Source organism: Mesorhizobium sp. ESP-6-4 (assembly GCF_020164735.1).
Taxonomy (GTDB): Bacteria; Pseudomonadota; Alphaproteobacteria; order Rhizobiales; family Rhizobiaceae; genus Mesorhizobium.
Genome location: NZ_JAIUGS010000001.1, coordinates 593,653 through 607,562 on the forward strand (window position 1 = coordinate 593,653; position 13,910 = coordinate 607,562).

The 13,910-nt window shown below is 63.0% G+C and carries 10 protein-coding genes; 6 read left to right on the plus strand and 4 right to left on the minus strand.

Annotated features, from left to right (window positions below; translation table 11 throughout):
* Positions 1-254: 254 nt before the first annotated feature.
* Entirely contained in the window at positions 255-1,280 is a 1,026-nt protein-coding gene (locus LB523_RS02665) for a LacI family DNA-binding transcriptional regulator (RefSeq protein WP_224600810.1), read from the minus strand.
* A 196-nt stretch (positions 1,281-1,476) separates the two neighbouring features.
* Between LB523_RS02665 and LB523_RS02670 the strand changes: the two genes are divergently transcribed.
* From LB523_RS02670 to LB523_RS02690, 5 genes are all read left to right on the plus strand, one after another.
* On the plus strand, positions 1,477-2,508 hold the full coding sequence (locus tag LB523_RS02670) for a Gfo/Idh/MocA family protein (protein WP_224600811.1): 1,032 nt from the start codon (positions 1,477-1,479) through the stop codon (positions 2,506-2,508).
* Positions 2,505-3,413: a sugar phosphate isomerase/epimerase family protein gene (locus LB523_RS02675; protein ID WP_224600812.1), complete on the plus strand. Its 909-nt coding sequence runs from the start codon at positions 2,505-2,507 to the stop codon at positions 3,411-3,413. Before LB523_RS02670 ends, LB523_RS02675 begins: the two co-directional genes overlap by 4 nt.
* A 105-nt stretch (positions 3,414-3,518) precedes the next feature.
* The gene (locus tag LB523_RS02680; protein WP_224600813.1) at positions 3,519-4,526 is read left to right on the plus strand and encodes a substrate-binding domain-containing protein; all 1,008 of its coding nucleotides are present in this window, start codon (positions 3,519-3,521) and stop codon (positions 4,524-4,526) included.
* A 76-nt stretch (positions 4,527-4,602) separates the two neighbouring features.
* On the plus strand, positions 4,603-5,394 hold the full coding sequence (locus LB523_RS02685) for an ATP-binding cassette domain-containing protein (RefSeq protein WP_224600814.1): 792 nt from the start codon (positions 4,603-4,605) through the stop codon (positions 5,392-5,394).
* On the plus strand, positions 5,391-6,449 hold the full coding sequence (locus tag LB523_RS02690; protein ID WP_140839771.1) for an ABC transporter permease: 1,059 nt from the start codon (positions 5,391-5,393) through the stop codon (positions 6,447-6,449). Before LB523_RS02685 ends, LB523_RS02690 begins: the two co-directional genes overlap by 4 nt.
* 42 nt (positions 6,450-6,491) lie before the next feature.
* On the opposite strand, the gene LB523_RS02695 is transcribed toward LB523_RS02690, so the two are convergent.
* The 3 genes from LB523_RS02695 to LB523_RS02705 all read right to left on the minus strand — a co-directional run bounded on the left by LB523_RS02695 (position 6,492) and on the right by LB523_RS02705 (position 10,544).
* Positions 6,492-7,043, minus strand: coding sequence for a hypothetical protein (locus LB523_RS02695; protein ID WP_224600815.1), 552 nt, complete (start codon positions 7,041-7,043; stop codon positions 6,492-6,494).
* 210 nt (positions 7,044-7,253) lie between these two features.
* Positions 7,254-7,742 (minus strand): Panacea domain-containing protein, encoded by a 489-nt coding sequence (locus LB523_RS02700; protein ID WP_224600816.1) that lies wholly within the window; start codon positions 7,740-7,742, stop codon positions 7,254-7,256.
* A 48-nt stretch (positions 7,743-7,790) separates the two neighbouring features.
* Entirely contained in the window at positions 7,791-10,544 is a 2,754-nt protein-coding gene (locus LB523_RS02705; protein ID WP_224600818.1) for an ATP-dependent helicase, read from the minus strand.
* Positions 10,545-10,726: 182 nt separating this feature from the next.
* Between LB523_RS02705 and LB523_RS02710 the strand changes: the two genes are divergently transcribed.
* Positions 10,727-13,039, plus strand: coding sequence for a glucose/quinate/shikimate family membrane-bound PQQ-dependent dehydrogenase (locus tag LB523_RS02710; protein WP_224600819.1), 2,313 nt, complete (start codon positions 10,727-10,729; stop codon positions 13,037-13,039).
* Positions 13,040-13,910: the final 871 nt, after the last annotated feature.

The following is a 13,910-nucleotide window of genomic DNA, read 5'->3' on the forward strand; positions in this document are numbered from 1 at the left end:
AGCAGAGCGGCCTGGAAGGAACGCGCATCGGCGATGCGGCGAGCCGGTTCCCATCGAGCGGTCTAGGACGCGAACGTGATGGTTGCGTGACAGTTTCCTTCTCCCCTTGTGGGAGAAGGTGGATCGGCGCGTAGCGCCGAGACGGATGAGGGGTGCTCCAGCGGAGTGAGAGGCTGGTGCCATCTGGAACACCCCTCATCCGTCGCCTTCGGCGACACCTTCTCCCACAAGGGGAGAAGGGAAAGCGCCTCCGCTCAATCGCTCTCTCTTGCAATCAGCTCCAGCGGCCAGACTTCGCGGATGATGCGTGTGCCCTCAGGGCCGGCGAATGCGGGAAGCGAAGCGAGCAGCATCTCGGCCAGCCGCCGGCCCATGGGCTCCAGCGACGGACGGAAGGCGGTCAGCGTCGGCGAAAAGTAGCGGCAGAGCGGCGTGTCGACGATGACGATCACGGCCATGTCATGGCCCGGCTTGATACCCATCTCGGCCAGCGCCTTGCAGCCGCCGAGCGCCATCGCGTCATTGTTGAAGATGATCGCCGTCGGAGGGTTTTTGGAGCGCATTACTTGCGGCGTCACCTGGTAGCCGCCGGTCTCGTTGATGAAGCCGTCGGCGATCAGGTCGGGGTCGACCTCGATACCGTGCCGCTTCAGTGCCTTGCGGTAGCCGTCGAGGAACAGGTAGCCGAAGTTGAGATCAAGCGAAGGGCGAATAGCGGCAATGCGGCGGTGGCCGCGCGCGACCAGCCGGTCGACGGCTTCATCACCCGCCCTTTCGAAATCGATATCGAGTGAAGGATATGTGTCGCCGCCGGACTGACTTCGGCCAAGCGTGGCGAAGGGAAAGCCGGCCTTGCTGAGATACTCGATCCGATCGTCTTCCCTTCGCGTATTGGCCAACACGACCGCGTCGGCCCGGCGCGTCTCGACCACGCGGCGCAACCGCTCCTGCTGATATTGGCCCGGCTCACCCATGACGACCATCAGATCCAGGTCATGCTCGGCGAGCCGCGCCTGCAGGCCGGTCAGGAACGGGATGAAGAACGGCTCGCCATATTGCTGGTCGCCGGGATGCGGCTGCAGCATGAAGGCGATCGAGCGGGTGGCGCCCTGGCGCAGGCTGCGGCCTGACTGATTGGGCGAATAGTTCAGCTTCCTGGCTGCTTCGAGCACACGCTGGCGTGTGTCGGCATTGACGTCGGCACGGCCGTTCAGCGCGCGCGACACGGTGCCGATCGAGATGTTCAGGTGACGCGCGAGATCGTGGATGCTTGACGCCAAGGACGGATTCTCCCCCTGCCTTGGCTAGCACCGGCTGCCGCTCAGGCCAAGGCTTCGGGACGATTTTTGCAGGCAGCCGGTTGACATTCTACGCCATCGGGTGTGTTCTCGTAAACGTTTACGGAAAAACGTTTACGGTGACGCCGTGGACGCCGTGACGTCCGGTCTGGAGGGACCGGCGGAGGAGGAGTGCTGGATGATGAGGGTCGTCCTGGCCGGATGCGGAGCGATGAGCAAGCACTGGCTCGATGCCGTCAAGCAGATCGACGGGCTCGCCATTGTCGGCCTCGTCGACCTCGATGCCGAGCGGGCACAGGCGAGGGCGCGCGAATACGCGCTGTCCAGCGCCGTCATCGGCACCAACCTCGACGCCGTTCTCGACCAGACCAAGCCCGATGCCGTGTTCGACGTCGTGGTTCCCGCCGCACGCCGCGCGGTCGCGCTTTCGGCCTTCGCGCACAACTGCCATCTGCTCACCGAGAAGCCGCTGGCCGACAGCCCCGAAAATGCGCGCGCCATCGTCGAGGCAGCGCGCAAGGCGAGGCGCATCCATGCAGTCGTCCAGAACCGCCGCTATGTCGCCAATGTCAGGCGCATCAGGCGCTTCCTGGACTCCGGCGTCATCGGTAAGCCGACCAGCATCCACGCCGACTTCTTCGTCGCGCCGCATTTCGGCGGTTTTCGCGAGGAGATGGCCCATGTGCTCTTGCTCGACATGGCGATCCACACGTTCGATGCCGCGCGTTACATGGTCGCCGGCGAGCCGGCCAGCGTCTATTGCCAGGAATGGGAACCCGTGAATTCCTGGTATCGGCAGGGGTCGTCGGCCAGCGCCGTCTTCGACCTCGGCGGCGGCAAGATCTTCACCTATGCCGGCTCCTGGTGCGCCGACGGTTTCCGCACGAGTTGGGAGGGAAGCTGGCGTATCGTCGCCGAGCGCGGCAGCCTCTTGTGGGACGGCCACGACGGGCTGAAGGCGGAGGTGATTGCGTCCGGCCGCGACGGGATCATCGACAAGACCCAGCCCATCGAAGTGCCGCCGCTCGATCCCGCCGACCGCGTCGACGGCCACCTCGGCATCATCCGGGATTTCATGCACGCGATCGAGACCGGCGCCGAGCCGGAGACGCGCGGCGCCGACAACATCAAGAGCCTGGCCATGGTTTTCGGCGCCATCGAGAGCGCGGAGAACGGGCGGCGCGTGACAATCGCCAAGGAAGCACAATGACGGCAAACCCGCTTCTCGATATCAGGATCGGCACCATGGTGCGGGCCAATCTCGAAGATCCGGCCGCCTATGTCAGGCAGATCCTGCCGCTCGGCTTCGAGAGCATCCAGCCCTTCTTCTGGCAGACGCTGGGCGGCAAGGACCTGAAGCGCCTGGCGGGCGAGATCCGCGAGGCGATCGGCGATGCCGATGTGACCGTGTCCTCGATCGGGGTGTTCGGCAACCCGCTCGAGAATGGAGAGGTCGATCGCGGTGTGCTGGCGGCCTGGGAGACGGTGATCGATAATGCGCATCTGTTCGGCGCCGAGACGGTGAGCGGCTTCACCGGCCGCATCCGCGGCAAGAAGCTGACCGACAGCCTGTCGCGCTTCCGCGAGGTGTGGGGGCCGCTGGCCAGGCGCGCCGCCGACAAGGGCGTGCGCATCGCTTTCGAGAATTGCGCGATGGACGGCAACTGGGCGAGCGGCGACTGGAACATCGCCCACAATCCCGATGCCTGGGAGCTGATGTTCAACGAATTGCCAAACGACAATCTCGGGCTGGAATGGGAGCCCTGCCATCAGCTTGTCTACCTGATCGATCCGATCCCGCAGATCCGCAAATGGGCGCCGCGCATCTTCCATGTCCATGGCAAGGACGCGACCGTGCGCTGGGACGTCATCCGAGAGCATGGCGTGTTCGGCCGACTGCCTTTCGTGCAGATGCGCACGCCAGGCTTCGGCGACAGCGACTGGACGCGGGTGATCAGCGAGTTGCGGCTGGCCGGCTACAAGGGCGCCATCGACATCGAGGGCTGGCACGATCCGGTCTATCGCGGCGACCTCGAGATCACCGGACAGGCGCGCGCGCTCGACTATCTGAAGCAATGCCGGGGAGGGAACAGCTACCTGCCCAATCCGGCTTGAGGTCAGATTCGATGTGAGGATTGGCCGGCGGGAGGAGCCGGCCGACCGAGGACGCAGATCAATTCGAAACCCTCCATCGGGAGGATCTAAAAGGGAGGAACGTGCATGACGACCAGAAGGACTGTTCTGCGCTCGACCGTCGTGGCGGCTGCCACGGCGCTCTGCGCTTCGATCTCTGCCTTGCCGGCGCACGCGCTCGACGCGCAATGGTGCAAGGACGTACACATCCGCTTCTTCGTCGGTGGCGCCGAGGGCGACGCCTTCGGCACCATCGTCTATAATGGCGCCAAGCAGGCGGCGGCCGATCTCGGGCCGAAGGTCGACTACATCTTCTCGCAGTGGGACGTCGAGAAGATGGTGCAGCAATTGCGCGAGGCGGTCGCGGTCAAGCCGCAGGGCATCGCCATGATGGGCCATCCGGGCGACGCGGCGATCATGCCTTTGGCCGAGCAGGCGCATAAGGACGGCATCAAGATGATGTACCAGAACGTTCCGGTGCCGAAGGTGGTGGCGGCGTTCGGCGGCGGCTATGTCGGTGCGCAGCAGGAGCAGCAGGGCCGCGCGCTCGGTGTCGAGGCGTTCAAGCTCGGCAAGCTCAAGGCCGGCGACAAGGCGATCATGATCGGCCCGTTCGAGAACGAGAATCGCGGCGCGCGCGAGCGCGGCACGGTGGCGGCGCTGAAGGAAGCGGGGGTCGAGGTGATCCAGCTCTCGTCGCCGCCGAGCGGCGAATGGGCGTCGGATCCCAACCTCGCCATTCCGGTGATCACCGCGGCGCTGCTCAACCACCCCGACGTCAAGGCGGTCGGCTACCCCGGCGGCCAGATGCTCGGCAATGTCGCGACCTATATGCAGGCGGCGGGCCGCAAGCCCGGCGACATCTTCAACTTCGGCTTCGACACCAGTCCGCAGATCGTCGAAGGCTTCAAGGGCGGCTGGGTGCAGCTGACGGCCGACCAGCAGCCGTTCCTGCAGGGCTATCTGCCGATCCTCAGTCTTTGCCAGCAGGTGGTGCTGGGGCTGGCGCCGATGAATGTCGACACCGGCGCCGGCTTCGTCACGCCGCAGAACTACGAGATCGTCTCAGAGCTCGCCAAGCAGGCATTGCGTTGACCTCCCAAGCCGCCGGCCGGGATTATTGCCCGGCCGGCGAGATGACCGGCAGACAGACAATTCCAGCGAGGATCGCATGGGCGAACGCATCATCGAACTGCGCGACATCAAGAAATCCTATGGCCAGGTCTATGCGCTGGGCGGGGTCAACCTCAGCGTCGACCGCGGCGAGGTGGTCGGCCTTATCGGCGACAACGGCGCCGGCAAATCGACGCTGATCAAGATCCTGTCAGGCGTGGTCAAGCCGACCAGCGGCGAGATCCTGGTGCGCGACAAGCCGGTCACCGGGTGGAGCGCGGCGCGCTCGCGCGACGCCGGCATCGAGACGGTGTTCCAGGACCGCGCGCTGGCCGTGCAGCAGACCATCGTGCGCAACATCTTCATGGGTCGCGAGCTGACCAGCTTCATGGGCTGGCTTAAGGTCGACAAGGAGATCGAGGAGGCGAGCCGGCTGATGCGCGAGATCGGCTTCACCTCGAAGGTGTTCACGCCGCACTCGATCGTCGGCCAGCTTTCGGGCGGCGAGCGTCAGGGCGTGGCGATCGCCCGCGCCATCTACAAGCAGGCGGAACTGATCATCCTCGACGAGCCGACCACGGCGCTGTCGCTGACCGAGACCGCCAAGGTCTTCCATTTCGTGCGCCAGGTGCGGGCGAGCGGCCGCTCGATCCTGTTCATCGGGCACAACATCCACCATGTCTTCGACATTGCCGACCGCTTCGTCGTGCTCGACCGCGGCAAGGTGGCGCTCGCGGTCGACCGCAACGAGGTCAAGTCGGCAGAAGACCTCATCGACTTCATGGAAGACGTAGCACACCCCGGCGGATTGCCGGGACTGCACGAGGGCGCGGAGCAGGGAGCGCAATGAGCAAGGCCATGGAACCCGATCTGCAAACGCCTTTGGGAACGGCAAGCGGCAAGGCAGCCAAGGGACAGGCCAAGGAATGGAGCCATCCGTCCAATCACTGGCTGCGCGGCTTTGTCCTCGACAACCGCGCCTCGCTCGGCACGCTCGCCGTGTTCATAGTCATGATGGCGGTGTTCATCATCGCCAACCCCACCGTCTTCACAACGTGGTATCTCTACAGCTCCGTGCTGACGACGCTTCCCGTCGCGCTATTCGTGGTCGTGCCGCTGGTCTTCGTCGTCACCTGCGGCGAGATCGACCTGTCATTTCCGGCGACAATGGGCTTTGCCTCCTGGGTCTTCGCGCTGGTCGTGCAGGCCGGCTACGATCCGTTTATCGGCATCGCGGCGGCGCTCGTCACCGGCACGCTGCTCGGTTTCCTGGTCGGCTCGCTGGTCGTCTATGGCGGGCTGTCGTCGCTGATCGCCACGCTCGGCATGAACTTCCTGCTGCGCGGGCTGATCCAGATTATCAACGAAGGCAAGTCGACGGCGCTGACCGGCCTTGCCGACAGCTCGGCCTACAAGATCTTCTCCAGCCAGGTCTGGGGCATCCCGGTGCAGATATTCTGGGCTATCGCCTTCGTGGTGTTCTCGGCGCTGCTCTACAACCGGCATCGTTTCGGCGCGCAGGTGAAAGTGGTCGGGGACAATCCCGACAGCGCCAGGCAGATGGGTATCGACGTCAAATGGGTTCGGGTGAAAGTGTTCGTCTTCGTCGGCATCGGCGCGGCGATCGCCGGCACCTTCTCGGTGATGATCAATTTCACCTGGTGGCCGACGGCGGGCGACGGCTATCTGCTGCCGGTGCTGGCCTCGGTGTTCGTCGGCGGCACGCCGACCTGGGGCGGCATCGGCACGGTGGTCGGCGGCGCGATCGGCGCGGTCACGGTGTCGTTCATCCAGACCGGCGTGGTGGCGGCGGGCCTGAGCGGCTTCTACGTGCAGTTCTTCAACGGGCTGATCATTATCCTGTCGCTGCTCGGCCATAAGTGGAACCAGGCAAGGTACAGGTAACTCACCCGAAGTCAGAGCCTGGAACCAACTGTCGTCAGCGCCCTAGCGCCAGTCAAACAGTGGCGTCTCGCTCAGCGGTGTTTCTTCCGCAGCGGGGGCTTCAGCCTTTTCTTTCCGAAGTGCTGCCTCTAGAATTATTTTCGCATCTTCCAGCGCGAGCAAAAATTCATCAAGGCACTCGCGAAGTTCATTTCTTGAGAGAAGCTCAAAATCACCGCGTCTCCAGACCAGAGGCTGGCGCTTAGATGCATCACCTTTCCCAACTTTTGGGAAGCAGAGAAATTCGCCAGGAGATTTTCTAAAGTCGGTAAGCGAGAAGACCGCGTCTTCGAAAATTGTGGCAAGCAGACGCATTTGCCATTTGGTCAGCGGGAAATTCGCCCAACCCACAGTGAAAATGGGAACCTGTAGTCCATTCTCAACGATGGTAATCAGGGGCTTGACGGGAACGACAAGACCCTTACCAACTCGAAATGGTTCAACTATTTCGTCAAAACAGGGCTTGCCGAAGTAACCTCTTTTTTCATCGTAGTCATAAAACGCCGTAACATATTCGGCGACAATGCCGCGACTATTTGCGCGTCCTTTGGACATTGCTGCGATTAACGCTGTTCGCCGATCTAACCCATAAACAATTCGATCTCGAATAATCGGCGACGCTGCAGAATATGTGGTGGTCGGAACACCCGTTGCGAACCTGACGAGTTCCTTGGTAGTTCGAACACGATCAGGGAAAACGTAACGAACCCAATTGTGAGCGTAGGGAGGCCTACTAAGTTTGCTTATCTGCACGAGCGTTCCTCATTAATGTCGGGTTTGCCTTAAAAAGTATCGCTGAATGAGATCGTTGGTTATCTCCATTCCAGGATTGCTCCTCCCCGAAGCATTATACACTAGGTCCCACGGTCCACCTTTTTCGTGAGACATATTAACGAGTTTAGTTGCCCCCAAATGCATGTATTTATCAATCAGCGGATGCAAGAAAGTTTCATCTGAACTACTCATGGTTTCGTACACTGGCGCTCTCTTTAGAGAATTTAAGTCTAATCTTGTGGCCCTTGCACTAATATCCGAAGCTCCAAATCGCTTAAACTCTGAGTATATTTCTCTAATTACTGGACCATAGTCCCAGGCTTCTATCTTTGCATCAATTAATGGCCTATCAAAATTTGCCAGATATGTAGAATGCAAAAAATAGATTATCTTGTTGATTTCAAGATTCGTAATTCCAAGCCCCTCGGCGTCCGCACGATCAAGCACCAAATTTGCAATATATCGTGAGTCGTAAGCCATGCAAGCGATTGTACCCTATTTGTTCCTTTAGGACAAATCGATAAGCTCTCACACCGGCGCGACAAACCCGTCCAGCACGCGTTTCTGGCCGGCCTTGTCGAAATCGATGGTGAGCTTGTTGCCGTCGATGGCCGCGATGTTGCCGTTGCCGAATTTCTGGTGGAAGACGCGGTCGCCGACATTGAAGGCGGATGGCGTGTCGGCGACGGATTTGGCGACCAGCTCGCCCTCGATGGTGCGGCCCTTCACGCTGGTGCGGCCGGCGCCGTAGCCTGAATCGGTCTCGCCATAGCCGATGCGCTCGACCTGGTGGCCGGAGCGCGTGCCCCAGTTGCGGTCGGTCGCCTCGGTGCGGTTGGCCTGCGCGCGTTGCCAGCCGGGCGTGGCATAGGTGTTGGAGAAGCTGCCCTGGTCCTTGGCGCCGATATTGTCGAAGCGCGAGGCACCATAGGGGTTCTGTCGTCCGCCGCCGCGGCCGGAGGCGAACGAGCCGCCGCCATAGGGATTGCCGTAGCCGCCGTAGCTGTTGCCGCTGTCGGCGATATCGATATGGGTTTCGGGCAATTCGTCGACGAAGCGCGACGGGATCGTCGATTGCCACAGGCCGTGAATCTGGCGGTTGGAGACGAACCAGATATGCAGGTTCTTTTTCGCCCGCGTCAGGCCGACATAGGCGAGCCGGCGCTCTTCCTCGAGGCCGGAGCGTCCGCCTTCATCCAGCGCGCGCTGATGCGGGAACAGGCCTTCCTCCCAGCCGGGCAGGAAGACGGTCTCGAATTCGAGGCCCTTGGCCGAATGCAGGGTCATGATCGAGACCGCATCCTGCGATTCGCCCTGCTCGGCCTCCATCACCAGCGCGACATGCTCGAGGAAGGAACGCAGCGATTCATACTCCTCCATGGAGCGGATCAGCTCCTTGAGGTTTTCCAGCCGCCCGGGCGAATCCGCCGAACGGTCGTTCTTCCACATGTCGGTGTAGCCGCTTTCCTCCAGGATGGTCTCGGCGAGCTCGGTGTGCGGGGTGGTTTCCAGCGCCTTCTGCCAGCGCTCGAAATTGGCTGCGACCTCGCGCAGCGCCGCGCGCGGCTTCGGCTTCAGCTCGTCGCTTTCGGCAAGCGTTGCGGCGGCCTCCAGCATGGGGACGCGCATGGCCCGCGCCGTGTCGTGGATCTGGCGGATGGTGGCTTCGCCCAATCCGCGCTTCGGCACGTTGACGATGCGCTCGAAGGCGAGGTCGTCGCCGCCATTGGCGACGACGCGGAAGAAGGCCAACGCATCGCGGATTTCCAGGCGCTCATAGAAGCGCGGGCCTCCGATGACGCGGTAATTGAGGCCCAGCGTAATGAAACGGTCTTCGAAGGCACGCATCTGGAAGGAGGCGCGCACCAGGATCGCCATGTCGTTGAGATTGTGTTTTTGGCGCTGGTAGGCCTCGATGGCATCGCCGATGGCCCGAGCCTCTTCCTCCGAGTCCCAGGCGGCGTGGACGTGGACCTTGTCATCCTCGGGGTCGTCGCGGTCGGTGAACAGCGTCTTGCCGAAGCGGCCCTCATTGTGGGCGATGAGGTGAGAGGCGGCGCCCAAAATATGCGCGGTGGACCGGTAGTTGCGCTCCAGCCGGATGATGGTGGCGCCCGGAAAATCCTTGTCGAAGCGCAGGATGTTGTCGACCTCGGCGCCGCGCCAGCCATAGATCGACTGGTCGTCGTCGCCGACGCAGCAAATATTCACGCTCACGGGCTGTTCCGCGCCTGCCGGCGCGGGCCCTCCGCGGGGGCCTCGCAACGGCTCGGACGCCCAGTCGGGCTTGCGGCCTTCGGCCGAAACGTCCCATTCATCGCTGCGGGCTAACGGCCCCTCTTCGGGAACTGGTGGTCTGTAGTGACCACCTTCTGTTCTATCGATAGTCGATTTCGATGCGCTCGGTGCGCGGCCGCCCGGGGCCCCATTTCTCGGAGTCCCCGGCCTCTGCGCCAAAAGCCGCAGCCACATGTATTGCGCGGTGTTGGTGTCCTGGTATTCGTCGACGAGGATGTATTTGAACTTGCGGTGGTAGTCCTTCAGCACGTCCGGATAGGCGCGGAAGATGCGGATCGGGTGATAGAGCAGGTCGCCGAAATCGCAGGAATTCAGCGTCTGCAGCCGTTCCTGGTAGGCCTTGTAGAGCTGGCGGCCCTTGCCGTTGCCGAAGCTGCGCGCATCGCCTTCCGCTATTTCGTCCGGGCCAAGGCCCTTATTCTTCCAGTTGTCGAGCATCTGGGCGAATGTCTTGGCCGGCCAGCGCTTGTCGTCCAGCCCTTCGGCCTGGATCAGCTGCTTGATCAGCCGCACCACGTCGTCGGTGTCGAGGATGGTGAAGTCCGATTTCAGCCCGGCCAGCTCGGCATGTCTGCGAAGCAGCTTCACGCCGATCGAGTGGAAGGTGCCGAGCCAAGGCATGCCCTCGACATTGCCTTCGCCGATCAGGATGCCGATGCGCTGCTTCATCTCGCGCGCGGCCTTGTTGGTGAAGGTGACAGCCAGGATCTGCGAGGGAAAGGCCCTGCCGGTAGCAAGGATGTGAGCGATGCGCGTGGTGAGCACCCGCGTCTTGCCGGTGCCCGCGCCGGCCAGCACCAGAACCGGGCCTTCGGTCGTCTCGACGGCGAGCCGCTGCTCCGGATTCAGGCCCTTGAGATAATCGGGCACGCCGTTCTGGCCGCTGCGGGCGGCCATGGCGCGCGCGGCTATGCCGGATGGAGCCGCTGCCGGCCGCGCATTCGGTTCATCGAAAAAAGGCATGTCTTCGGAAAAGCCCGACATCGCTCCCGAATGTAGTGATTCGGCAGCGAAAGACCAGAACTGTCTACGTTTTGTTCTAGTTTCGCGTGTCTGCCCCCAACTTGACAGCCGGAGCGAGCGAGGGAAAGCTGCCGGCGGGGCAGGGACGGCGCGCCGTCGCCTCAGAGCGGCCGCAAAGGCGCAACAGTCGAAGGAGCACCGTCTTGGCTGTCACCATCACCTCCCTCGTCCTCTTCCTCATCGGTCTCATTCTCGGCGGCGGCGGCATCTGGCTCATCGCGCTGGGCGGCAGCTGGTACTACCTGATCGCCGGCCTGATCTTCCTGATCACCGCCTGGCTGTTGTTCAGGCGCCGGTCGACCTCGCTCTGGCTCTACGCGCTGTTCGTGCTTGCCACTTTATGCTGGGCGGTGTGGGAAATCGGCTTCGACTGGTGGCAGCTCGGCCCGCGCGGCGGCGTCATCGTGCTGATCGCCTTGTGGCTTTTGACGCCGTGGGCAAGGCGGGGGCTGCGGGGGCCGGACGGACGCGCGCCGCTGATCCTGGCCGTGCTCGCCTCGCTCGCGGTCGCCGGTTATTCGATGACCGCCGATCCCATGGATATCGGCGGCACGCTGGGCACCGAAAAGGCGGCGACGGCCGCCAATCTCGGCGGCGACATGCCGGCCGGCGAGTGGCAGTTCTACGGCCGCACGCCCTTCGGCCAGCGCTATTCGCCGCTCGACCAGATCACGCCGGACAACGTCGCCAAGCTGCAGCCGGCCTGGACCTATCGCACCGGCGACGTGAAAGGCCCCGACGATATCGGCGAGACGACCTATCAGGTGACGCCGCTGAAGATCGGCGATGCGCTGTTCATTTGCACCCCGCATAATTTCGCCATCGCCATCGATGCCGCGAGCGGCAAGGAGAAGTGGCGCTACGATCCGAAGATCAAGCTCGACCCCAACCGCCAGCACCAGACCTGCCGCGGCGTGTCCTATTATGCCGATGCCAAGATCGCCCCCGGCCAGCCTTGCGCCGCGCGCATCTATCTGCCGACCTCCGACGCCCGGCTGATCGCACTCGACGCCGCGAACGGGCAGGTGTGTCCGTCCTTCGCCGAGGGCGGCACCTTGAACCTGATGGCCAACATGCCCTATCCGAAGTCGGGCTATTATTATTCGACGTCGGCGCCGCTGATCGTCGGCGGCAAGATCATCGTCGGCGGCGCGGTCAACGACAATTATTCGACCGAGGAACCGTCCGGCGTCATCCGCGCCTTCGACGCCGGCACCGGCGCGCTCCTATGGAATTGGGATTCCGGCAATCCGGACGTGACGACGCCGCTGCCCGCCGGGCAAACCTACACCCACAACTCGCCCAACATGTGGTCGACGGCGAGCGCCGACGAGAAGCTGGGACTGCTCTACGTTCCGCTCGGCAATCAGACGCCGGACCAGCTCGGCATGGGCCGCAGCGCCAATGTCGAGAAATTCTCCTCCTCGATCGCCGCGCTCGATCTCAACACCGGGCAATTGCGCTGGGTCCGGCAGACCGTGCATCACGATCTGTGGGACATGGACGTGCCGGCGCAGCCGTCGCTGGTCGACATCACCACCGCGAACGGCGTCGTGCCGGCGCTGGTCGGGCCGACCAAGCAGGGCGATCTCTACGTGCTCGACCGGCGCACCGGCGAGCCGATCATCCCTGTGAAGGACGTGCCGGCGCCCGGCGGCGCGATCGAGGGCGATCATGCCTCGCCGACGCAGCCGGCCTCGGACCTGTCCTTCAATCCCAAGCCGCTGACCGGCGCCGACATGTGGGGCATCACCATGTTCGACCAGCTGGCGTGCCGGATCGAATTGAAGAAGCTGCGCTATGAGGGACGCTACACGCCGCCCTCGCTGCAGGGCTCGCTGATCTATCCCGGCAATTTCGGCGTCTTCAACTGGGGCGGCGTCGCGGTCGATCCGGTGCGGCAGGTGATGTTCGGCATGCCGACCTACCTCGCCTTCACCTCGAAGCTCATCCCGCGCGCGGACGTGCCGCCGCCGGGCGATACCAAGGGCAGCGAGCAGGGGCTGAACCGCAATGAAGGCGCGCCTTACGCGGTGGTGATGGGACCGTTCCTGTCGCCGCTCGGCATTCCCTGCCAGGCGCCGCCCTGGGGCTATGTCGCCGGCGTCGACCTCAAGACGGGAAACATCGCCTACAAGCACCGCAACGGCACTGTCTACGACATGACGCCGCTGCCTTTGCCGCTCAAGGTCGGCGTTCCCGGCATCGGCGGGCCGATGATCACGGCGGGCGGCGTCGCTTTCCTAGGCGCCGCGGTGGACGACTATCTGCGCGCCTACGACCTCACCACCGGCAGGCAGCTGTGGCGGGCGAGGCTGCCGGCGGGCGGCCAGTCGACGCCGATGACCTATACGGTGGCCGACGGCCGCCAGTTCGTCGTCATCGTCGCCGGCGGCCACGGCTCGGTCGGCACCAAGCCAGGCGATTACGTGATGGCCTACACGCTGCCGAAATAGGACAAGGCGAGGCCGGCCTGCTACGAAAGCAAGAAGCCGGCCAGCAGGACGGTCAGGAGAAGCGACGCGGGTACGGCGAGAAGCCAACGAGCCTCCAGGACACTGTTCCGATAGTCTTTCATTTTCTCGCTCCAACCTTTTAAGACGGCTCCAGCGCGTAACCCGCCAGCGCTGGAGCCTCTGCTTTGTGCTCAACCGCTGTAGCGGGAGCCTCCGGCAGTGGGTCAACGGAGGGTCGGTTGGTTCGTTCCTGGCGCAAGTCCCCAGTCGGGCTATCGGTTCCGACTGAAGTCGCACATCACAAGCATTGGTCCCAAGGACGAAACATATAGCCCACTATCTCATTGTGTCCCCGACTGGCGGACATGAGTCCCTTCATCGCCAGTTTATGGATGCCCGTCACCCCCAGGGTGGCGGGCCTCCGTTGAGGGGCGGGCAAGAGGTAGACGGTGTCGATTTCCAATGAGTTGCGGGACGTCAGCATCCGTTACGAGTGCCCTAACTGCCACTCGCCGATCCATCAAAACCGGTTCATGGTTCAAGGCGGTAAGCATCTTCAGGTGCGATGACTGCAAGACCAAATTGCGCCTTGGCTACTCGGCTAAGCTGGCCCTTTCCAAAGGCACTGCCAGTCGGCGTAGGTCGGGAACTCTCGCCGACATTTTGGACAATGGTCGCGGCGGCATCGACGTTGATGACCTGATCGCACTGTCCTTTGTCACGTCGGATGAGCGTTAAGGAAAATACGAAATGGGACCGGAGGCGTCAGCGATATTGGTTTTGCTTTCGTGCAGTCCGGGGTGGGCTTGTCGGCCACTCGAAATCGCGCCTCAAATCTACTCCGCCGATGAATGCAGAGCGGCCTTGGCGG

Bases quoted from the DNA above. Each gene is read 5' to 3' on its own strand.
- LB523_RS02705 (WP_224600818.1), bottom strand. From the start codon at position 10,544: ATGTCGGGCTTTTCCGAAGACATGCCTTTTTTCGATGAACCGAATGCG.
- LB523_RS02690 (WP_140839771.1), top strand. From the start codon at position 5,391: ATGAGCAAGGCCATGGAACCCGATCTGCAAACGCCTTTGGGAACGGCA.
- LB523_RS02700 (WP_224600816.1), bottom strand. From the start codon at position 7,742: ATGGCTTACGACTCACGATATATTGCAAATTTGGTGCTTGATCGTGCG.
- LB523_RS02680 (WP_224600813.1), top strand. From the start codon at position 3,519: ATGACGACCAGAAGGACTGTTCTGCGCTCGACCGTCGTGGCGGCTGCC.
- LB523_RS02670 (WP_224600811.1), top strand. From the start codon at position 1,477: ATGATGAGGGTCGTCCTGGCCGGATGCGGAGCGATGAGCAAGCACTGG.
- LB523_RS02695 (WP_224600815.1), bottom strand. From the start codon at position 7,043: ATGTCCAAAGGACGCGCAAATAGTCGCGGCATTGTCGCCGAATATGTT.
- LB523_RS02685 (WP_224600814.1), top strand. From the start codon at position 4,603: ATGGGCGAACGCATCATCGAACTGCGCGACATCAAGAAATCCTATGGC.
- LB523_RS02675 (WP_224600812.1), top strand. From the start codon at position 2,505: ATGACGGCAAACCCGCTTCTCGATATCAGGATCGGCACCATGGTGCGG.